Below are 22585 nucleotides of genomic sequence, written 5' to 3' on the forward strand. Positions count from 1 at the left end.
GGCAACCGGAACGGCCTCTCAGCCGCGGGACTCCAGAAGCTCCACGACGTGGCGGTAGCTGTCCGGATGGATGCTGACCCGGCCGTCGAACGGGTAGTTCAGCTCCACGGCCAGGAACACGTTGACCCCGATCGTGGCGGACACCCCGGCGACCAGGACGCGGCGCAGCAGGCCGTCCCGGACGCCGCAGGTCACGCACAACGACAGCACGACCACCGAGCCGGTGATCACGGAGATCCACACGACATCCGGCAGCTGCTGCTCATGAGCCAGGCGTACGGCGTCGGCCCGTAACTCGGTCGCCGCCGCCAGCCGCCGCACCGCGTCCAGCATGAACGCGCGCTCCGGCTCGGTGTGCGGCGTGATGGTGCTGATCGTCGACGCCAGCGAATCGAGCGTCTCACCGACCACCGGCGCGGCCTCGCCGTGGGTCCGGCTCGACCAGTTCTCCAGAACGTCCCGGTTGTACTCCAGCACGACCTTGCCGATCGCCGCCTGCACCTCCGGACTGGCCACCCGGCTCGCCTCGGCCATCGCGGCCAGATTCATCGCCTCCGCCTCGGTGGCCGCTCGGGCCTCGCTGCGTTTCTCCCACAACGTCACCACGCACAGGCCGATCGCCACCGAATACACCACCGCCGCCGCGGACAGCATGATCCCGGTCGCGTCGTTGTGCTCGCCGCGCCGCCAGTGCGGCACCCACCGGTGCACCAGCGACTCGAGCAACAGCATGAGCACCGGCAGCCCGATCACGAGCAGGATCAGGAGGAGCCACTCCGGCACCTCGGCCGCGAGCCACTTCGCCATCGTGCCGCATCCCTCCGATGAGGTTCCCCCTGGGCATTCTTGTCTCGTGGCCGCCCGCCGGACGCCTTTTCGCGATCTCCGTCGCCGGAGGGACACATCCCCGACAATGGACAAATGCGACGTGCCGTCCTGTCCGTGTTGGTAGCCGCCACCCTCGGCGTGGCCGCCCCGGCCTCCGCCGCGGAAGCCGGATGCGCACCGTCCGCGCGCCCGCACGGCACCGCCGCGACGATCGTGGACATCGCCCGCGCCGCCGGACGCGAACTCGGCCTCAGCGCGACGGTCGTCCGGGTCACCGTCGGCGGGCGGGAGATCGTGACCGCCGCCACCGGCCAGTCCATGGCCGGCGTCCCGGCCACCACCGCCATGCGGTTGCGTACCGGAGCGGTCGGCATCACCTACCTGACCGTGCTGCTCCTGCAACTGGCCGACCGGGGTGTCGTGGACCTCGACGAGCCGATCGCGCGCTGGTACCCGGACCTGCCGCGCGCCGACAAGGTCACCCTGCGCATGCTCGGCAGCAGCACCTCCGGCTACCCCGACTACGTCACCTACCAGCCGTTCGTCGACCGGCTCTACGCCGACCCGTTCCAGCGGTGGACCGAACAGCAGCTCATCGACCTCGCCCTGGCCCGGCCGCTCTGGTACGAACCCGGCACCAACTGGAGCTACTCACACGCCAACTTCGTCATCCTCGGCCGCATCCTGCAACGCGTCACCGGCACCCCACTGGACCGTCTGATCCACCGGAACATCGTCGAGCCGCTCGGCCTCACCAGCACCGTCAGCACCGACGACGCCGTCGTTCCCGGCCCGGTCCTGCACGCCTACACCACCGAACGCGGCCGGTTCGAGGAATCCACCTACTGGAACCCGTCCTGGACCACCGCCCACGGCGCCATCCTCACCTCCGACATCTGCGACCTCGCCACCTCGGCACGCGCCGTCGGCACCGGCCGGCTGCTGTCCGCCCGCGCCCAGCGCACCCTGCTCGACCCCGGCACCGTCGGCCTCGGCGGCCCCACCCGTACCTGCCCGGCGACGATCTGCGTCCACCAGACCGGGCGGCGCCACTACGGGCTCGGCGTGGTCGTCGAGGACGGCTGGATCAAGCAGACCCCGTCGTTCGCCGGCTACTCCGCGGTACAGGCCTACCTGCCCGGCCGGGACATCGTCATCGCGGTCGCCGCCACCCGCGGCCGTACCACCACCGGGGTGAACTCGGCCCGGACCGTCGCCGACCGGATCGCCGCGCTGCTCACCGCGCCGGATAACCCCTAAAGCCGGGGTATGCCGCGGCCGATTTACGGGTCGAAGCCGGAAAAGCCGGCTTGGCGCGAACAGGGGGAGTTCCGGTGGCACGATGGGTGGCATGGGCGGCGACGGCGGCGTTGCTGGCAACGACGGCAGCCTGCGGAAGCGAGTCCGGCACCACGGCCGCCGCCGCTGAACAGGGCGTGATCGGGCTGGCGATGCCGACGAAGGCGTCGGAGCGGTGGATCGGCGACGGTGAGAACATGGTCAAGCAGTTCCAGCTGCTCGGCTACCGCACCGACATGCAGTACGCCGACGACGACATTCAGCTGCAGGTCGACCAGATCGACGCGATGGTCGACGCGAAGGTCAGCGCCCTGGTGATCGGCGCCATCGACGGCACCGCCCTCAAGAGCGTGCTCTCCAAGGCGGCCCGCGCCGACATCCCGGTGATCGCCTACGACCGGCTGATCCGCGACAGCCCTGACATCGCCTACTACGCGACGTTCGACAACTTCAAGGTCGGCGTCCAGCAGGGCGGTGCGATCGTGAACGCGCTCAAGCTGCGTTCCGGCAAGGGCCCGTTCAACATCGAACTGTTCGCCGGGTCGGCGGACGACAACAACGCCACCTTCTTCTTCAACGGTGCGATGAGCGTGCTCAAGCCGTACATCTCCTCCGGCAAGCTGGTGGTCCGCAGCGGCCAGACGAAGTTCGCGGACGTCGCGACCCTGCGCTGGGACGGCGCCGTGGCGCAGAAGCGGATGACCGGGCTGCTGAAGTCCGAGTACGCCGGCACCCAGGTCGACGCGGTCCTGTCGCCCTACGACGGGATCACCCGCGGCATCCTGGCCGCCCTCAAGGAGGCCGGCTACGGCTCCAAGAGCCGCCCGCTGCCGGTGCTGACCGGTCAGGACGCCGAGCTGGACTCGGTGAAGCTGATCGCCGCCGGCGAGCAGACCGAGACCGTCTACAAGGACACCCGGGAACTGGCGAAGGTCGCCGTACAGATGACCGACTCCGTGCTCAGCGACGAGAAGCCGATGATCAACGACACCAAGCAGTACCACAACGGGGTCGAGATCGTGCCGACGTTCCTGTTGCAGCCGGTGAACGTGGACAAGTCCAACTACGAGCGCGTCCTCGTCGATGGCGGGTACTACACCGCCGAGCAGATCGCCGCGTGATGAGCACCACCGAAAGGAAGCCCGAGGTGCTGAAGAACAGCGCTCTCCGAGACGCCCCGGTCTGGGCAAAACTGACCGCCCTGGTCGGGGCCGGCGTGCTCGCCGTAGGCGCCTGCGTCGGTGTGACCCTCTACAACAACCACGTCGCCGACGACACCGCGGAACGCCTCAACGACCTCACCACCGCCAGCGCGATCGTGCTGCGCCTGGACCGGGTCGCCAGCGAGCTCAAGGTCAACGGCCTCCAGGCGATCACCCGCGACGACCCCAGCGAGCAGACCGCGCTCCTCAAGACCCGCCTCGACGAGGCGGAGAAGCTGCTGAAAGAACTCGGCGGCGTCAATCTCGACAGCGACCTGGACGCGGCCGTCGGCCGAATCGCCGCGGTCTACGGGGACTACACCCAGGTGATCGAGCGGTTCGTCGCCGGCTCGGCAGCCGACCAGGCCCAGGCCCGCCTGGCCTGGGAGCAGATCGACGTCGACAACTACCTGACGAGCGCGGTGCTGGAGAACGAGCGTTCGCTGTTCGCCGCCAGGGTCGCCGAGGCCACCGAGGAGGCCGACGCCACCCGGGACCGGGCACAGCTCGTCCTGATCGTCAGCGCCCTGGCCGGCACCTTCATCCTCATCCTGCTCGCGAGAATCATCGTCACCTCCATCACCCGGCCGCTGGAGCGCGTACGTACCGCGCTCAAGGCGATGGCCGACGGCGACCTGACGGTCTCCGCGGACGTCACGTCCAACGACGAGGTCGGCCAGATGGCGCAGGCTCTCGACGAGGCACAGCTCAACATGCGTACGGTCGTCGCCCAGGCCGCCGCCTCGGCACACACTCTGGCGGCCGCCGCCGAGGAGATGACCATGACGGCCGGGGCCATCGAGGAGACCGCAGCCGGCTCGTCCTCGCAGGCCCGTGACATGTCCGGCGCCGCCGCCTCGGTGTCGTCGAACGTCGGCGCGGTCGCCGCCGGCGCGCAGGAGATGGCCGAGTCGATCCGGGAGATCGCGCACAGCACCAGCCGGGCGGCCGACGTCGCCAACCAGGCCGTGGACGTGGCCCGTTCCACCAGCGTGCACATCGACAAGCTGGGCGCCTCGTCGGCGGAGATCGCCAGCGTGGTGCAGGCGATCACCGCGATCGCCGAGCAGACCAACCTGCTCGCCCTCAACGCCACCATCGAGGCGGCGCGTGCCGGCGAGGCCGGCAAGGGGTTCGCCGTGGTCGCGTCCGAGGTGAAGGACCTGGCGCAGGAGACCGCCCGGGCCACCGAGGACATCACCCGCCGGGTCGCGGCGATCCAGTCGGACACCGCCGGCGCGGTCGAGGCGATCAGCCAGATCACCTCGGTGATCGAGCAGATCAACAGCTTCCAGACCACCATCGCCTCGGCGGTGGAGGAGCAGACCGCCACCACCGCCGAGATGAACCGTGGCATCACCGCGGTCGCCGACGGCGCGGAGACCATCGCGGGTGGTGTGGCCGGGCTGGCGTCCGCCTCCGAGCGGACCACCGAGGGCGCCGCACAGTCCCGGCAGGCGGTCACCGAGCTGAGCACGATGGCCAACGAGTTGCAGACCCTGGTGGCCCGCTTCCGTACCTGACCGCTCCGATCGTGAAGTCGCCGTGACCGGCGAGGCCTAGCGAAGGCCTCGCCGGTCACGGCCGTATGCGGCCAGAGCGTGGAAGGCGGCCTTCGGGGTCCAGGAGCCGTCCGGCAGGACCCGGACGATGCCGCGGGCGGCCAGGTCGAAGTCGTGGGCCGGGTCGCCGGTGGTCGGCAGGTGACGGTTGGCGAAGGTGTAGACGAACGCCGCCTCCACGCCACCGGCCTCGTAGTCGTGCAGCAGGTCCATCACGTACCGGGCCTGCTCCTGCTCGTCGCGTTCCAGGCCGGCGGTGAGTTTCGCGGCACGGCCGTGCTCGTCGTACGTCACCGGCTCGCTCGCCCCCGCGACGGCGGCCGCGCCGCGGAACGTGCAGCAGCCGAATTCGGTGGCCGCGTAGGGCTTGCCCTGGCCCACGGCGGCCGCCAGGCTCTGCGGGAAGGTGGCGGCGTTGGTGGCGTCCCGGTAACCGGCGTCGCTGGCGATGATGTCGAACAGCGACCAGTCGACGTCCTCGAGGGGGATCGAGGCGTAGCCGATCGGGCCGCCGAACCGTTCGCGCACCGCGGGCACCGCCTCGGCCAGGAAATCGCGGACCGCGGCGCGGGCGGCCGGGATCGCCTCCCGCATCCGCATCGGGTCGGTGAACAGGGCCATGCGTTCGGTCAGGTCGCGGCCGGGCAGGAAGCCGCCGGTGAACATGGCGATCTCGGAGCCGGTGAGATAGACGACCGGGGCGCCGGTCTGCCGCAGCCGCTCGGCCCGCTCGGCGCCGTCGAGCAGGAACGCCATCAGCTGATCGCGGTCGAGGCCGTTGGTGAACGGGCAGTACCAGACCTCCAGGCCGGCTTCGGCTGCCAGGCGGGCGGTCAGTTCGAGCCGGTCCTGGATCCCGCCGCTGACCCGGACGGCGTCGCAGTGCAGTTCATCGCGGATGACGTGCAGGTCACGCCGTACCGTCTCGGGGTCGAACGGCTCGTGGGTGGTCGACCCGGCGCTGACGAAGCCGGTGTCGTAGTTCATGCCGAAGACGCGCATCAGCGGGTTCCCCTCGTTTTAAGGTACGGAGCGTACCGTATAGGGTACGTCCAGTACCCTGCAAGGCGTGACCACGAGGCGCCGGGGCGAGGAACTGGAGCAGGCGATCCTGCACGCGGCCGCGGAGGAACTGCGCGAATCCGGCTATCCGGGAATGACCATGGACCGGGTCGCCGCCCGGGCCGGGACCAACAAGAACGCGATCTACCGCAGATGGCCGCACCGGGCCGCGCTGGGCATCGCGGCATACCGTCACCTCACCGACGCCGTGATGCCCGACCCGGACACCGGCAGCCTGCGCGGTGACGCCCTGGAGATGCTGCGGCGGGCCAACCAGACGTGGTCCTCGCCGTACGGCGCGGTCCTGCGCGGGCTGCTCGCCGCCGCGGCCGACGACCCGCAACTGCTCACCCTCATGCGCGAGCGCTCCGGCGCCGACACCATGGACCGGGCCTGGCTCACCATGCTGCGACGGGCCGCCACGCGGGGCGAGGCGCCGGCCGCGGCCGTGCACGCTCGGGTCGCGACGACGCCGATGATGCTGCTGCGCGCCGAGTACGCGATGCGCGGCCTCCCCTCGGTGCCCGACGAGGTGCTGGTCGAGATCGTCGACGAGGTGTTCCTGCCCCTCGTCCACGGCCGGGGCTCAGCATGATCCAGAACATTGGTGACCGGCCCCTGTTACCTTTCCCCGGCGGCGTTCGTCATGGGGATATGCTGATCAACCTCATGTACGTGACGATCAACGTCACCGACCAGGACCGCGCGCTCGAGTTCTACACCGGGGGCCTCGGGCTGGAGAAGCGGATCGACCACCCGGGGCCCGAGGGCCGCTTCCTCACCGTCGGCGTCCCCGGCAGCCCGGTGCAGCTGCTGCTCTGGCCGTACCCGGCGGCCGCCGGCAACCCGGGCACGCCCAGCCCGGTGTTCCTCGAATCCGACGACCTGCGCAAGGATTTCGAGGCCATGCGGGGGCGCGGCGTCGCCTTCGAGGGCGAACCCGCGGACTATCCGTTCGGCATCCGCATCGAGGCCATCGACCCGGACGGCAACCGGATCGCGCTCCGGGAGCCGCGCTCGCGATGACCGATCAGCTGTCCGAGGTGTTCGAGGCCCAGCGTGACCGGTTGCGCGCCGTCGCGTACCGGATGCTGGGCTCGCACGCCGACGCCGAGGACGTGGTCCAGGAGGCGTGGATCCGCCTCGCCTGCCAGGACGCGACGGCCATCGACAACCTGGCCGGATGGCTGACCACGGTGGTCGGCCGCCTCAGCCTGGACCTGCTGCGATCCCGGCGGGCACACCCCGAGAGCGAGTACGGCCTCGTGGTGACGCCCGCCGACGAGCCGGCGCCCGACGAGCAGGCGATGCTCGCCGACGCGGTCGGTGTCGCCCTGCTCGTGGTGCTCGACTCGCTCACCCCGAGCGAACGGCTGGCGTTCGTCCTGCACGACACGTTCGGGGTGCCGTTCCAGGAGATCGGGCAGATCCTCGGCAAGTCGGCCGACGCCACCAAGATGATCGCCAGCCGCGCCCGCCGGAAGGTCCGTGCCACGGACCGGCCGGCGGGCCCCGGCCGCGAGCACCGGCAGGTGGTCGAGGCGTTCCGGGCCGCCGCCCTCGCCGGCGACTTCGAGGCGCTCCTGCGGGTCCTGCACCCGAACGTGAAACTGACCGTGGACACACCCGGCGGCATGATCGTCACCATCGGCGCCACCGAGGTCGCGGCCGGCGCCCGCAGGTTTTCCGGCGAAGTCGCCGGCCACCGTCCGGTGCTGCTTTCCGGCCGCCCCGGGCACATCTCCCTGCGTGCCGACGGAACGCCGCTCTCGGCCGTCTCCTTCGACGTCGCCGACGGCCGGATCACCGCCATCCACATCATCACCGACCCGGCGAAACTCGCCGCTCTCGACTAGAGCCAGCCCGCGAACCCCTCGGCTGGCTCTGAGCGCTTATCAACTGGGTTGAGACAGTTCTGGGAGCCAGCCGGACCACCGATCTGCGCCCGGCGCGGGCGGCACAGGCGGGAGTAGGCAGCTGGATCGCCGCCTGCCACGGGCGGCACACGTAGGCGTACCGGAAAGGAGGTTTTGGTTTGTGGCCTGGTAGCGTGCCGGCATGACATTGTTTGCCGCCAATCGCGCTCGCCTCGTCTGACCGGTCGCTGATCAGACGAGTTGCGGCTCGCTGCGTCGCGGCCGGTTGATGCCCATTTTTACTGGTATCAACTCCCCGAGAGGCAGACACATGTTCATTCGTTCCATGTCCGAAACTGATGTGACCACCGTCGTGGAGCTGGCCGTCGACGTGTTCGGGCCGTTCCATGAGGGGTCCTTCCGGCCCGCGGTCGGTGAGGAGATCTTCGCCAACCAGGACGCCGGGTGGTGGCAGGAGTACGCCGAGCAGATCCCGTGCCTGCACGCGCCTGAGGAGCACAAGCACGTCGCGGTCGCCGAGATCGACGGCCGGATCGGCGGGTTCGTCGCCTGGACGGTCGTGCCCGCTGCCCGCAACGGCGAGATCACCCACGTCGCGGTGTCCGCGGCCAGCCGCCGGACGGGCGTCGGCACGGCGCTGTGCGAGCACGCGTTCGCGCAGCTCAAGCAGGCCGGCGCCGAGGTCGTGACGATCGGCACCGGCGGGGACGACTTCCACGCGCCGGCCCGTGATCTCTACGCGAGCCTCGGATGCACGCCGTTCCCGGTGGTCACCTACTACCGCCGTCTGTAACCGGCATCGCCCGGGCGCGGACGGCGTCGACGCGATCCCAGTCCTCGCCGCTGAGAGTGGTCAGCGCGGCGGGGAAGACGCCGTCCTGCTCCTTGAGGATGTGGTCGCGCAGCAGGTCGAGGATCTCGATCAGCTGTCGCGGCCACGCGGCGTCGTGGGGTGTTTCCACGGCCGCCGCGGCGAGAACCTTCTCGATGCGGCGGTGTTCCTGTTCGAGGGCGGCGACGTGGTCCGGGAAGTCGTCGGCCAGCAGTGGGAACAGGCCGTGCTCCTCGACCTCGGTGTGCGGGCCGAGCACCGCGGAGATCCGGCGGGCGACTGCGGCCATCCGGTCCACGTCGCCGGCGATGTGTGCCGCCCGCACGTCGCCGATCATGTTCACGACCAGGTCGTGTTCGCGGGTGAGCTCGTCGATGGCGGCGACGGACCGGCAACCGCAGTATTCGCACATGTCTCCAGGCAACCACGAAGTTGGGCGCTTCCGTACCTGTCCGAAGCATGGCAAATGCCACGCGGCAGTCGGGACCAATGGCCGTTGACTCCGGCAGTCTCCGAAACCGCGGCATTCTCAGTGTCTACACAGGCCGGTGTAATGACATCGAGAATTTTAAGATCATGAAACTCTTGACGGGAGCTGTTCGGGGCGCGGAGACTTCCGCCTTGAATCATGATCAAATTCGGGGGAGTCATCGTGCTTCGCCTTTGGCGTACACAAATTTCTCGTTCTTTCCTACCAGATAGGTCCTCGCCCGCGGTTGTGCGCCGCTGGACGACCTTCGCGGCCGTATCGGCCATCATCGCTGCCAGCCTCGTCGGAATGCCCGCGAGTTCGGCGGCAGAACCATCCGCATCGGACACTCCGCAGCCCTCGTCTGCGACGCCCGAAGCCGAGCACACCGAGCTGACGCCCGCGGAGCAGACCGCCGCGCGGGAAGCCCGCGACAGCGGCCGGCGGGTGCTCGTGGACGAGCTCACCTCGGAGACCACCCAGGTGTGGGCGTTGCCGGAGGGCGGTTTCCAGGCAGAGATCGCCGCTGGTGTCGAGCGCTTCCAGCGGGACGGCGTCTGGACGCCGGTGGACCTCAATCTTCAGCGGACCGCGAGCGGCGCGATCGAGCCGGTGGCGCATCCGGCCGGGCTACGGATCTCGGGCGAGCGTGCCGCCGCGCCGGGCGCCGAGTTGGCGTCGGTGTCGGCCGGTTCGAGTCGTGTGGCGATGGGCTGGGCGGGATCGCTGCCGGAGCCGACTCTGGACGGTCCGAAGGCGACCTATTCGGAGGTGTTGCCGGGCATCGACCTGATCATGGAGGCCACGACCTCCGGGGTCGAGCAGTTCTTCGTCGTGAAGAACCGGGCCGCGGTGAGTCAGGTCGCGAACCTGAAGGTGCCGGTGACCGGTGCCGGCGTCGCATCGCAGCAGGTCAGTGCCGAAGGTGACGTCGCCGTGCGGGACTCCGGCGGCCGTGACCTCGCGTACGTGTCCGCTCCGGTGATGTGGGACGCACACCCGAAGCTGGCGTCCGGACAGCCGAGCCGGATGCGGCAGTTCCGTCCGGGCGTGTCCGCCAAGGCGAAGACAGCGACGTCCCAGCGGGGCGTCGAGCTGGATCTGGGCACCGATACCGCCTGGATGCTGGACTCGCAGACGGTCTTCCCGGTCACGATCGACCCGGTTCTGAGTCCCGCGCCGGCGGTCACCTTCGACACCTACGTGCACGAGGGCGACACGACGGTGAACAACGCGACCAACGACCTGTGGGTCGGTTCGGTGTCCGGGAAGAAGTCGCGCAGTTTCATCCACTGGAACACCTCGGCGCTGGTGGGCAAGCAGATCACGGCGTCGACGGTGTCGTTCTGGGACTGGTGGTCGCAGTCGTGTACCGCCACGTCGTGGGAGATCTGGCCGACTGCTCAGGCGACCACCGCGACCGTGTGGTCGAACCAGCCGGTCTGGTACGACGCCGATCCGAACGTCGCCGGTGATCAGCCGGCCGCGACGTCGACGCAGACCAAGGGTTTCGACTCGACGTGTGATGACGACTGGATCAACATCAGTGGTGTCAAGTTCTTCCAGTACGCCGCGAACAACTCGTGGACGGTCGCTCCGATGGGGATCCGGGCCACGAACGAGACCGACGCGGACAGCTTCAAGCAGTTGCGGTCGGTCGACAACACCACCACCACGGTCTATCCCAAGGCGACGGTCACCTACAACTCGTACCCGAAGGTGACCTCGCGGTCGACGACCCCGGCCACGTCCTGTGTGACCGGTGCGTCGCGGCCGGCGATCAAGACGACCACGCCGACGTTCGCGGCGGTGGTGTCGGACGGTGAGGCGACCGCGATGTCGGTCGTCTTCGAGTGGTGGGCGGTCGGCGGCACCGCCAAGATCGGGTCGGCGACGGTGAGTTCGGTGGCCAGTGGCGCCACGGCCTCGACGGTTGTTCCGGCCGGTCAGTTGCAGGAGGGCGGCAACTATCAGTGGCGGGCGACCGTGTCGGACGGCACCGGATCGTCGGCGACGTCGTGGTGTGAGTTCAGCAGCTATGTGACGCTGCCGCCGGTCGACGGCTGTCAGGGTGGTGTCGGCAACGACTTCAACGGTGACGGCCTGGTCGATTCGGTCGTGGCCGCTCCGCGGGCGACCGTCGACGGTTTGAGCGCGGCCGGCGCGGTGCACATCGTGGATGGTGTGGCCGGCACGGTCACGGTTCTGCGTGAGGGGGCCGGCGGGGTGCCGGACACGGCGGCCGCCGGTGACCAGTTCGGCCGGTCGATTGCGGTCTTCGACGCCAACAGCGACGGCTGCACCGATCTCGCGGTCGGGGCGCCGTTCGACGAGATCGGCACGACCGCCAACGCGGGACGGGTCTTCCTGATCTACGGGGCCCCGGGTGGTCTGGGTACCGGGCCGGCGACGCTGGTCGTCGAGCAGGGCCGGGCGCTGGAGCAGGGCCGGGGGACCGTGCCGGACGCGGCCGAGGCCGAGGACTGGTTCGGGTTCTCCCTCGCCGGTGGCCGGACCGCCGCCGGGGAGCCGTTCCTGGTGGTCGGCGTGCCCGGTGAGGACGTCGGCACCGCCATCGACGTCGGCAAGGTGCACTACCTGCGCGGCACGGTCAACATCGCGTTCGACGAGTCGAACGTCGGCGCCGGTGCGCTGGAGAACGACGACCGGTACGGGTACGCGCTCGCCGCCACCCAGTACCACTTCGCCGTGGCGCAGCCCGGTGAGGCGATCGGCGCCTCGGTGTTCAGCGGTTCCGTCTGCACCTACCAGCACACCATCACCAACTCGCTGCCGGTGATGATGAAGTGCGTCTACCAGGGCCTGACCGGTGTCGCCGGGACCTCGGACCCTGGTGACCAGTTCGGCAAGTCGATCGCCATGGTCCCGTACCGGCCGGTCGGAGCGGCCGCCGGAGTCGCGAACTCGCTGCTGGTGGTCGGTGCCCCCGGTGATGACGTCGGCGGGGTCGGCGACGCCGGAAGTGTCTACCAGTTCCTGGTCAGCTCGACCGACACCGCGCAGGTCGCCGCGCACAACCAGAACTCGGCCGGCATCGCGGGCGACAACGCCGAGGGCGACTACTTCGGTGAGCAGGTGACCGTGGTGAACACCAACCCGGCCGCGGAGGCCTCCGCGGCTACGGTGCAGGTCGCGGTCGGCGCCCCGGGCAAGGACCTGGGGGCGCTCGACGCCGGCCAGGTGCACGTCTTCGCGGGCGGCACGGCGACGGTCACCGTCGACACGGAGATCTACCGCAGGGCCGGCTCGGTGCCGAACACGCCGAGGACCCAGGAGCTGTTGGGCGCCTACGTGGGCGGCAACCCGCAGCGGTTGATGGTCGCCAGCCCGTACGGGGCGAAGGCGGTGTACGCGTTCGACTGGTCCTCGCTGGCCGGCGGTAGCGCCGTGCCCACCAGCACCTGGACGGCCGGTGCCGGCGGATTCCTCGCCGGTGTGGGCCTCGGCATGGTGACCGGGTGAGGCGGATGAAGAAACTCCGGAACCTCGTGAAGGAAACGACAGTGGCTACGCAGAACAGGCGCGGGCGGACCTGGGCGCGCCGAGCCGGCCTTGCCGCCGCGCTGGTGGGCCTGATCGGCGCGACCGCGTACGCGGTCAATCCGTTCGACTCGCCGAGCACCCCGATCGCCCTGCCCAACGGCGGTCTGGGCGCCGCCGACCCGCGGACCGAGCATGGGGCGTCGCGCATCGCGCGAGAATCCGGCAAGCAGGTCGAGGTCACCGGCATGCGTGCGGAGAACAGGCAGACGTACGCGAACCCGGACGGCAGTTTCACGCAGTTGATCCACCAACAGCCGGTGCAGGTGGTCAAGGACGGCAAATGGGTGCCGACCGATCCGAACCTGGAGCGCAACGCCGACGGCTCGGTAACCCCGAAGGCGTCGGTGGCCGACCTGAAGCTGTCCGGCGGCGGCGCCGACACCCCGTTCGTGACGATGGAGAAGGCCGGCCGCAGGTACTCGCTGACCTGGCCGGGCACTCTTCCGCCGCCACTGATCGAGGGCACGAAGGCGACCTACCAGAACGTGCTCCCGGACGTCGACCTGGTGGTGCACACCTCGGTCACCGGGTTCACCCACGTGCTGGTGCTCAAGACGCCGGCCGCGGCGAAGCTGGCGCAGGTGCGGGCCGTGCAGTTCGGCCTGGACCTGGAGCTGCTCAAGGTGGCCCGGTCCGCGACCGGCGGTCTGCGGATGGTGGACGCCGGGTCGGGCGGCACCGTCTTCGAGACCCCGAAGCCGCGGATGTGGGACTCGACCGGTCTCGCGCCGGGCGCCGACGGGTCGGCGAAGGCCGCGGACGGCGTCAAGAAGGCCGGCCTCGGCGTCACCGTCGACGCCACGTCGCTGACCCTGCGCCCGGACACCGGGATGCTGGATGCCGCGGACACCAAGTACCCGGTTTACGTGGACCCCTTCACGACATCGCCGGCGCGCGAGTCGTGGGCGATGGTCGACTCCGGCTACCCGAGCGAGGAGTACTGGAAGTTCGACGGGGAGGCCGACGAGCGGGTGGGTAAGTGCCCGGTCGGTATTCCCATCTACGACTGCCACAACTCGCTGGTCAAGCGCCTGTTCTACGTGCTGCCGACCAGCTTCCCCGCGGACGCGGTGGTCAGCAGCGCGAAGTTCCGGATCACCCAGTCGCACCGGTGGGACGACACGGCACACAACGTGTCGCTGTACCGGGCCGGCAGCAGTGGCGCACTGATCACCAGCGCCACGAACTGGGGCAACATGCCCGGTGGGGCGAGCATGTCCAAGTTCGTCAAGCAGCAGACCATCGCGCCGACCGGTGAGGCCGCGTGCGGGACCAGCGCGACCCGCAACGTCGAGTTCAACGTGAGCGAGGCGATCGGCAACGCGGTCAAGAACAGGTGGAGCAAAACCACGTTCATGATCCGGTCGGACAACGAGTCCGACCACGAGCACCTCAAGCGGTTCTGCAACAACGCCGTCGTCGCGGTGACCTACAACCGCCCGCCCAAACAACCGGCGATCTCCGGCCTCGCGATGAACCCGGGCGGCGCCTGCGTCAACACCGACGCCCGCCCGTACGTCAGCTCGCTGCCGGTCCTCAAAGCGGTGCTGTCCGACCCGGACACCATGGACGGCGAGCCGCTGATCGCCGAGTTCCAGGTCAGGTGGACCCCTCCCGGGGGCACCGTGCAGAGCCCGACGCCGTGGAAGTCGTCGGCGCTCGCCAACGGGTTGACCTTCTCCTACAACCTTGCGGACACCACGTCCGGTGTGCCGAACCTGCCGCAGAACGTGATCGTCCAGTGGAGGGTCCGCGCCTTCGACGGTGTGGCCTACAGTCCCTGGTCGTCGGAGGGCAGCGGGCACTACTGCGAGTTCATCCTCGACAAGACCAAACCCATCGGCCCGGACATCGACTCGCCGCAGTACATACCCGGTGATGCCACGGACACCACCCCGAACTGTCTCGATGACGACCCGACCTGGTTCCCCGGAGTCGGACGGTACGGAACGTTCACCTTCGATTCGTCCGCGACCGACGTCAACGCCTACTGGTACGGCTTCGACACCAACCCGTCGTCGGTCAACAAGCTGACCCCCTCCACCGACGGCGGCCCGGTCACCACGAAGTGGCAGCCGCTGACCGACGGCCCGCACACGATCAACGTGCTGGCCGTCGACCGGGCCGGCAAGACCTCCGACACCGCCAGCTGCACCTTCCGGGTGGCCGCCGGGTCCGACCCGGTGGCCGAATGGCGCCTGGACGACGCGGCCGGCTCCGGGCAGGCCGCCGACACCACCGGCACGTCCCCGGCGACCGTGCTGGCCTCGGCGCAGCTCGGCGTCGACGGACCGGGCGGCCCGGCGGACAAGGCGGTGCGCCTCACCGGCACCAGCAGCAGCGCCCTGGCCACCGGCAACCGCAAGGTGGTCGACACCGGCAACAGCTTCACCGTGAGCGCCTGGGCCAAGCTCGACGACACCACCCGCTGGCAGACCGTGGTGTCGCAGGACGGCACCGGCGAGCCCGGCTTCAACCTCGGGTACGTGCCGAACACCGGCAAATGGGCGATCACCTCACCGGTCACCGACGTCTGGTCGCTCGGCAGCTGGGGCGCCTACGGCACCGTCGCCGAGAAGGGCAGATGGACGCACCTGACGGCGACGTTCGACCGTGACGCGCAGCGCGTGACGTTGTACGTCAACGGCGTCTCCGTGGCGTCTTCGGCCTGGCGTTCCTCGTGGACGTCGCACGGCGCGGTGCAGATCGGCCGCCGGTACATCAGCACCGGTGTTTACGGCGACTCGTTCGTCGGCGACGTGGCCGACGTCCGGCTGTACGACCGGACCCTGGTGCCGTCCGAGATCCAGGGCCTGCCCACACAGCTGACCTCGCGGTTCGGTTACTGGGATCTGGACTCGGCGACCCCGGTCGAGGAGCAGGCGCCACTGATCGGCAAGAGCGCCGGCTACGGCGCGTCGGCGGCCGAACTGGAACCGGCACTGGAACTAGGCCTCTACACCGGCGCCAGCGTCTTCACCCGTGACCCGGAGGACCCGTTCCCGCTGGTGACGCCGCTGGTCGGCGACGGCCATCTGATCCTCGACGGCGCCACCGGATACGCCGCCACCGCCAGCCCGGTCGCGGTCACGCACAGCAGCTTCTCGGTGGTCGCCCGGGTGCGGCTGGCCACCGCCTGCACGCGTGAGACGGCCGTGCTGTCGCAGCCCGGCGCCCACGCCAGCGGATTCACGCTCGGCTGCGTGCCGGACGGCTCGGGCGACGCGAAGTGGCAGGTCACCCTGCCGGCCAGCGACGCAAACGGGGCTACCGGCGTGACCGTCACCGCGGACACGCTGCGGCCGGATCCGACCGCCACCACCGGCCAGATCCTGGCCGTCACGTACGACGCGGCGCAGCAGAAGCTGCGCCTGTACGTCGACGGGCAGCTCACCGGCACCGCGGCCGACGTACCGCCGACCTGGAACGCCACCGGTGGCGGCCTACAGATCGGACGGTCGCTCGACGACTCGGCATGGGGCCGCTACCTGCCCGGCGTCGTCGACGAGGTGCGCGTGTACAGCGGGGCGCTGGACCAGACCACGGTTCAGCAGCTCAACACCTTCACCGAGGTCGCGGACCTCTAGTTCGTACGGCGGGCCGGAGTCCACTCCGGCCCGCCGCCCCCTCCTTGATACGTGGAGTCGTCCATGCTTCCGGATGCCCGGACCCCATGGGTCCGTCGCAAGATCGTCCGAAGCTGGGTAGCCCGCCTCGCCCTGGGCCTGGTGCCTGTGGTCCTGGTGAGCGCGATCCAGCATCCTTCCTACGCCGCCCCGAAGAAGGGGCACGACCTTCCCGACCTGCCGAAGCAGAGCGCGCCCGCCAAGGGCAAGGCGCTCGAACTCAAGGCACGCAAGCAAGACAACCCGACCCGCGACGCGGCTCTCACCGCGCCGCCGACCGTACGCTGGCCCTCCGGCGGCGAGGCCGACCTGAGCCCGCAGAGCGCGGCCGCCACCGTCGGCGGCATGCGCGTCCGCGTCAAGCAGGCCCCCTCCGCCCGCACCGCCGCGGCAACGACCGGCAAGGTACGCGTCAAGGTCCTCGACCGCGCGGCGGCGGCCCGTCTGGGCACGTCCGGCCCGGTCGTCGCGGTCGGCGGCGGCGCCGGGCAGGCCGGTGTGGAACTGAGCTACGCCGACTTCGCCGGCTCCTACGGCGGCGACTACGGCGCCCGGCTGCGCCTGGTCAAGCTGCCCGACTGCGCGCTGACCACGCCGGACCTGCCGCGATGCCAGACCGCCACCCCGGTTCCGGCGGCGGTCAACGACACCGCCGCGCAGACGGTCACCGCCACTGTCGACGCGCCCGCCACCACCATGTCGGTCTTCGCCCTGGAAGCCGGCGACACCTCCGTGCAGGGCGACTACTCGGCCACCAAGCTGACGGCGTCGTCGAAGTGGGACGTCGCGCTCGCAACCGGCGGATTGACCTGGAACTATCCGATCCGCACGCCATCGACACCCGGCGGGCTGGCCCCGGAGATCGCGCTCGCCTACTCGTCACAGAGCGTCGACGGGCGAACCTCCAACACCAACAACCAGGGCTCCTGGATCGGTGAAGGCTTCACCTACGAGCCCGGCTACATCGAGCGCCGCTACAAGCCGTGCGCCGACGACGGCCACAAGAACGTCGGCGACCAGTGCTGGGCCCGCGAGAACGCCTCCATCGTGCTCGGCGGCATCTCCAGCGAACTGGTCAAGGTCAGCGACGACGTGTTCAAGCTGGCCAACGACGACGGCACCAAGATCGAACGCAAGGTTGGCGCCACGAACGGCGACGACGACGGCGAGCACTGGCTGGTCACCACCCCGAGCGGCACTCAGTTCTCGTTCGGCCTGAACCGGCTGCCCGGCTGGGCCGCCGGTAAGGACGAGACCAACTCGACCTGGACCGCCCCGGTCTCCGGCGACGACTCCGGCGAGCCCTGCTACAAGTCGTCCGGCTGGGAGGACTCCTTCTGCGACCAGGCGTGGCGCTGGAACCTCGACTACGTCAAGGACACCCACAACAACGTGATCTCCTACTTCTACAAGAAGGAGATCAACTACTACGCGAAGAAGGCCAAGACCGACGTCGACGGCACCAAGTACGTGCGCGGCGGCTACCTCTACCGCGCCGACTACGGGCAGGTCGACGGCCAGGTCTACACCACCAGCGCACCGGCCCGGGTGGTCTTCGACGTCGCCGAGCGGTGCATCCCCACCGGCACCATGACGTGCCAGGAGGCCGACCTCACCGACTCGACCGCGAGCTCGTGGCCGGACACCCCCTGGGACCTGAACTGCAAGGAATCCACCCACTGCAAGATCAGTGAGAGCGCCGAATCGTTCTGGACCCGCAAGCGGCTCAACACCATCACGACCGAGATCCGCACCGGTACGACGTGGACGCCGGTCGAGCGGTGGACGCTCAACCACTCGTTCACCGACAACGGTGACGGCTCCCGCTCGCTGTGGCTGAACAAGATCGATCACACCGGCCTGTACGGCGGCACGGTCACCACCCCGCCGGTGGAACTCGTCGGCATCCAGATGGACAACCGGGTCGACAGCGCCGACGACATGCTGTCCGAGCTCAAGCGTTACCGGTTGAACACCATCTACACCGAGACCGGCGGCGCGATCCAGATCAACTACACCCCGGCCGAGTGCTCGCCGGGCAACGTGCCGACCGAGGGCAGCAGCACCAAGCGCTGCTTCCCGGTCAAATGGAACCCGTTCGACCCGGAGAAGGTCCACACCGACTGGTTCCACAAGTACCTGGTCGCGCAGATCATCCAGGTCGACCGCACCGGCGGCAGCCCGGACCAGGTCACCCAGTACGAGTACCCGGCCGACAGCGCCGCCTGGCGCAAGACCCCGGCCGACGGCATCACCAAGGCCGAATACCGCACGTGGGGTGACTGGCGCGGCTACCCGAAGGTGACCGTCCGCACCGGCGACATGCAGACCCTGCCCACGAAGGTCGAGCACGTCTTCTTCCGCGGCATGGACGGCGACGACAAGCCCGGCGACGACACCGGCACCCGCTCGGTCAGCATCAAGGACTCCACCGGCGCCGAGCACACCGACGCCAATGAGCTCGCCGGCCAGGAACTGGAGACCATCACCTACGACGGGAACCGGATCGTCGCCAAGGCGATCAACGACCCGAAGTACTGGATCACCAAGACGCAGACCGAGAGCTGGGGCACCCGCAAGGCGTACATGGTCCGGCCCGAGATCTCGCGGAACCTGACCGCCCTGGCCCCGGACGCGCAGGGCGACCCGGTCTGGCGGGAGACGAAGAGCACCACGACCTACGACACCACGTGGGGCCGTCCAACGGTGGTCGACGACCTCGGCGACGTGAGCACCACCGCCGACGACACGTGCACCCGTACCACCTACGCCGACAACAGCGACCGGTACATGTACACGTACCCGAAGCTGGTCGAGACGTTCTCGGTGAAGTGCACGGTGACCCCGAACCGGGCCACGCAACTGCTGTCCAGCGACCGCACCTCCTACGACGGCCAGGACTACGGGGTCGCCCCGACCAAGGGTGACGGGACCCGGTCCGAGGCGCTCGAGACCGACAACGGGACCACCACCACGTATCTGGCGACGAACACGGTCGTGGACGGGTTCGGCCGTCCGACCAAGGTGACCGACCCGATGGGCTACGTCACCGACACGGCGTACACCGACGTCGACGGGTTCAACGTCCAGGTCAAGGAAACCAACGCGCTCACCCAGAGCACGACCACCGAGTACTCGCCCGCCTATGGGCAGAAGCTGGCGGTCACCGATGCCAACCTGAAGCGCACCGACCTGGAGTACGACGGCCTGGGGCGCCTCACCAAGGCGTGGCTGCCGACCCGGCCCAAGTCGGCCGGCAACACACCGGAACTGAAGTACACCTACACCGTCCGGACCGACAAGCCGGTCACCACCAAGACCGAGACGATCCGAAACGACGGCACCTACAAGGTCAGCTACCAGCTGTTCGACGGTTTCCTGCGGGACCGCCAGACGCAGAGCGAGGGCCCGAGCGGCGGCTGGATGCTGACCGACACCCTCTACACCAGCACCGGTCAGAAGGCGCAGACCAACAACACCTATTTCGCCACCGGTACGCCCGGTGACAAGGTGATCATCGTCCCCGAAGGCTCGGTCAACGGCCAGATCAAGTACCTGTACGACGGCGTCAACCGGGAGATCGCTGAGATCACCGCGGTCGCCGGCGACGAGAAGTGGCGGGAGACGACCCGGTACCACGGCGACCGTACCGACGTGATTCCTCCGGCCGGCGGCACACCGACCACCACGGTCGTCGACGCGAAGGGCCAGACCACCGCGCTTTACCAGTACAAGGGCAAGACCGCCAGCGGTGAAGCGGACATCACCGGTTACACCTACACGGCGGATGGCCAGCAGGAGACCGTCACCGGGCCGGACAAGGCGGTGTGGCGGTTCGAGTACTACCAGAACGGCCGGAAGAAGAAGAACATCGACCCGGACGCGGGCGAGTTGACGTTCTACTACGACAAGAACGGCAACGCGACGTCGACGGTCGACTCCCGCACCATCACCGTCTCCAGTGTCTATGACAAGCTCGACCGCAAGACGGAGACCTGGCAGGGCGCGCCGAACACCGGCACGAAACTCGCCGCCTGGGTGTACGACTCCTACTACAAGGGGCAGCTCACCGGCACCGCCCGGTACGTCAACGGCAAGACCTACGCCATCTCCTACCCACAGCGTGACGCCCAGTACCGGCCGCTGAAGACCAGCTACTCGATCCCGTCCGACGCCGGGACCGAGCTGGCCAAGGTCTACGACTTCAGCACCACGTACAACATCGACGGCACCACCCAGACGGTCGGCATGCCGGCGGCGGGTGACCTCGCCGGAGAATCCGTCACCATCGGGTACGACACCCTGCAACGGCCGACCACCCTCACCGGCGCCACCAGCTACGTTACCGCCAGCAACTACGCCAACACCGGCGAGCTGCTCCAGGCGACGCTGCAAACCGGGACCACCGGCAAGAAGGTGTGGCAGACCTACACCTACGAGCGTGGCACCAACCGGCTCACCGCCATCCGGCTCGACCGGCAGAACGCGCCCATCGTCGACATGGACGCGCACTACAACTACGACGCCGCCGGAAACGTCCTCTCCATCGCGGACACTCCGGCCGGCACCACCGCCGACATCCAGTGCTTCACCTACGACAACCTCCGTCGCCTGACCGAGGCCTGGAGCACCGCGAGTACCGCGACCGACCCGTGCGCCAACGGCGACGTGGCCGCGAGCGGCGTCGGTGGCAGCGCCCCGTACCACCAGAAGTGGTTCCTCTACGCGTCCGGCGACCGCAAATCGGAGACCACCTACTCCACGACCGGAGGCCCGGAGACCACCCGGACCTACCAGTACCCGCCGGCCGGTCAGCCTCAGCCGCACACGCTGCGACAGGTCGACGAGACGACGGGTACGGCGACCAAGACCTACACGTACACGCCGGACAGCACGGGCAACACGCAGACCCTGGACCGGGCCGGTCAGCAGCAGAGCCTCACCTGGGACGCCGAGGGACACCTGGCCACCAGCACCCGGGACGGCAAGACGACGAGTTACGTGTACGACGCCGACGGCAACCGCCTCGTCAGCAAGGAGCCGGCTGCCACCACCCTCTACCTGGACGGGATGGAGATCCGGCTCAACCTGACCAGCCGTCAGGTGAACGCCACCCGGTTCTACGAGTTCAGCGACCGTATGATCGCCGTCCGCACCGGCGCGGGCGTCAACTTCCAGACCGCCGACGCACACGGCACCACGGCCGCCTCGGTCGACGCGATGACCGGCGCGATCAACTGGCGGCGCACCACGCCGTACGGTGAAGCCCGCGGAGCCCAGCCGGCCACCTGGCCCGACCGCAAGGGCTTCGTCGGCGGGACGATCGACGACATCACCGGATTCACCCATCTCGGTGCACGCGAATACGACCCGACGATCGGCCGGTTCATCAGCCTGGACCCGGAATTCGATTCGAGCGACCCGCAGAGCCTCAGCGGCTACCTCTACTCGAACAACAGTCCGCTGACGTTCACCGACCCGACCGGCCGCTCCTGGGGCTGGGCTGCCGTCGCGGCGGTGGCCATTGTGGTCGTTGCCGTGGTCGTCGTGGTGGCCTTCCCAGCAGCGGCCCCGGCGTTGTACATGGCCGGCGCGGCGGCCGTGGAGGCGGCCACGATGACAGCCGCGACCGGAGCCACTGCCGGTGTCGTGGCCACCAGCGCTGCCGTGGCGGGGGCCGCCGAACTCTCCATCGCGGGCGGGGCGGCCCTCGGAGCGGGAGTCGCCGCTACCGGTCTCACCGTGGCAGGCGCCGGTGGCCGGATCTATTCCGGCACGGAGAACGGGCCGGCGATGAATTTCGGCCCCAAGAAGCCGCAGCTCCCGCCACTCGCCGCTGGCCAGGTCGACAAGAACGCGCCGTACCCCAAGGGCACCGGCTACGGGCCCAACGACGAACCCCAGAGAATCCAGGGACCGTGGACGGAACAAGATATCAGGGGCAAGGGCGCGTGGGGTTACCAACCAGAGCATCTGGCCGACGACCCGGAGATCCATCACGCCGATCAGATGCCCGGATCACCGATTCACGAACTCGACTGGCAGACCCACCGAGGCAAGGGTTCAGACCTGCACCGAAACAAGGTGAGCCAGGAGCCGCGGAAACGGGAGAAGACCATGAATGAATACCGCAAGGAGGATACGCAGCTTCACTGGTGGTATCGCTCGATGGAGATGGGCTGGGGGAACTTCTGGCCGACTAGGTGGTTCAGCAACTGGGACGAATACCATAGTCGTAACCTTTGAGGTTCGAAGGAGGAGAAA

13 protein-coding genes are annotated in these 22585 nt (G+C 69.1%); 10 read left to right on the top strand and 3 right to left on the bottom strand.

The window, feature by feature from the left end; all coding sequences use genetic code 11:
• Nucleotides 1–18 precede the first annotated feature (18 nt).
• Nucleotides 19–807, bottom strand: a complete 789-nt coding sequence (locus tag BJ964_RS28955) for a bestrophin-like domain (RefSeq protein ID WP_188123630.1) — start codon at nt 805–807, stop codon at nt 19–21.
• Between the two features lie 114 nt (nt 808–921).
• On the opposite strand from BJ964_RS28955, the gene BJ964_RS28960 reads away from it, so the two are divergent.
• From BJ964_RS28960 to BJ964_RS28970, 3 genes are all read left to right on the top strand, one after another.
• Entirely contained in the window at nt 922–2088 is a 1167-nt protein-coding gene (locus BJ964_RS28960) for a serine hydrolase domain-containing protein (protein WP_188123631.1), read from the top strand.
• Nucleotides 2089–2162: 74 nt separating this feature from the next.
• Nucleotides 2163–3248, top strand: coding sequence for a multiple monosaccharide ABC transporter substrate-binding protein (gene chvE / locus BJ964_RS28965; protein WP_229806782.1), 1086 nt, complete (start codon nt 2163–2165; stop codon nt 3246–3248).
• Nucleotides 3248–4852, top strand: a complete 1605-nt coding sequence (locus BJ964_RS28970; protein WP_188123632.1) for a methyl-accepting chemotaxis protein — start codon at nt 3248–3250, stop codon at nt 4850–4852. The genes chvE and BJ964_RS28970 overlap by 1 nt, the downstream gene beginning before the upstream one ends.
• Nucleotides 4853–4888: 36 nt before the next feature.
• Here BJ964_RS28970 and BJ964_RS28975 read toward each other — a convergent pair whose 3' ends face one another.
• The gene (locus BJ964_RS28975; protein WP_188123633.1) at nt 4889–5893 is read right to left on the bottom strand and encodes a hypothetical protein; all 1005 of its coding nucleotides are present in this window, start codon (nt 5891–5893) and stop codon (nt 4889–4891) included.
• Between the two features lie 67 nt (nt 5894–5960).
• On the opposite strand from BJ964_RS28975, the gene BJ964_RS28980 reads away from it, so the two are divergent.
• The 4 genes from BJ964_RS28980 (at nt 5961) to BJ964_RS28995 (ending at nt 8623) form a co-directional block, all read left to right on the top strand.
• Nucleotides 5961–6548 carry a TetR/AcrR family transcriptional regulator gene (locus BJ964_RS28980; RefSeq protein WP_188123634.1) on the top strand — a complete coding sequence of 196 codons (588 nt, stop codon included), beginning with the start codon at nt 5961–5963 and terminating at the stop codon, nt 6546–6548.
• A gap of 59 nt (nt 6549–6607) precedes the next feature.
• Nucleotides 6608–6979 (top strand): VOC family protein, encoded by a 372-nt coding sequence (locus BJ964_RS28985; RefSeq protein ID WP_188123635.1) that lies wholly within the window; start codon nt 6608–6610, stop codon nt 6977–6979.
• Nucleotides 6976–7809, top strand: a complete 834-nt coding sequence (locus tag BJ964_RS28990) for a sigma-70 family RNA polymerase sigma factor (protein ID WP_188123636.1) — start codon at nt 6976–6978, stop codon at nt 7807–7809. The genes BJ964_RS28985 and BJ964_RS28990 overlap by 4 nt, the downstream gene beginning before the upstream one ends.
• A gap of 346 nt (nt 7810–8155) precedes the next feature.
• Nucleotides 8156–8623, top strand: coding sequence for a GNAT family N-acetyltransferase (locus BJ964_RS28995; protein WP_203832703.1), 468 nt, complete (start codon nt 8156–8158; stop codon nt 8621–8623).
• Here the strand turns inward: BJ964_RS28995 and BJ964_RS29000 are convergent.
• Nucleotides 8601–9074, bottom strand: a complete 474-nt coding sequence (locus tag BJ964_RS29000) for a hemerythrin domain-containing protein (RefSeq protein WP_188123638.1) — start codon at nt 9072–9074, stop codon at nt 8601–8603. The genes BJ964_RS28995 and BJ964_RS29000 overlap by 23 nt on opposite strands.
• 366 nt (nt 9075–9440) lie before the next feature.
• Here BJ964_RS29000 and BJ964_RS29005 point away from each other — a divergent pair, with 366 nt between their 5' ends.
• The 3 genes from BJ964_RS29005 to BJ964_RS29015 all read left to right on the top strand — a co-directional run bounded on the left by BJ964_RS29005 (nt 9441) and on the right by BJ964_RS29015 (nt 22567).
• Entirely contained in the window at nt 9441–12614 is a 3174-nt protein-coding gene (locus BJ964_RS29005; RefSeq protein WP_188123639.1) for an FG-GAP repeat protein, read from the top strand.
• A gap of 41 nt (nt 12615–12655) precedes the next feature.
• Nucleotides 12656–16282 (top strand): LamG domain-containing protein, encoded by a 3627-nt coding sequence (locus BJ964_RS49205; RefSeq protein ID WP_188123640.1) that lies wholly within the window; start codon nt 12656–12658, stop codon nt 16280–16282.
• 63 nt (nt 16283–16345) lie between these two features.
• Nucleotides 16346–22567, top strand: a complete 6222-nt coding sequence (locus BJ964_RS29015; RefSeq protein ID WP_188123641.1) for an RHS repeat domain-containing protein — start codon at nt 16346–16348, stop codon at nt 22565–22567.
• The last annotated feature ends 18 nt before the right edge of the window (nt 22568–22585 follow it).

Origin of the sequence: Actinoplanes lobatus, from assembly GCF_014205215.1 — a bacterium.
Classification (GTDB): Bacteria; Actinomycetota; Actinomycetes; order Mycobacteriales; family Micromonosporaceae; genus Actinoplanes; species Actinoplanes lobatus.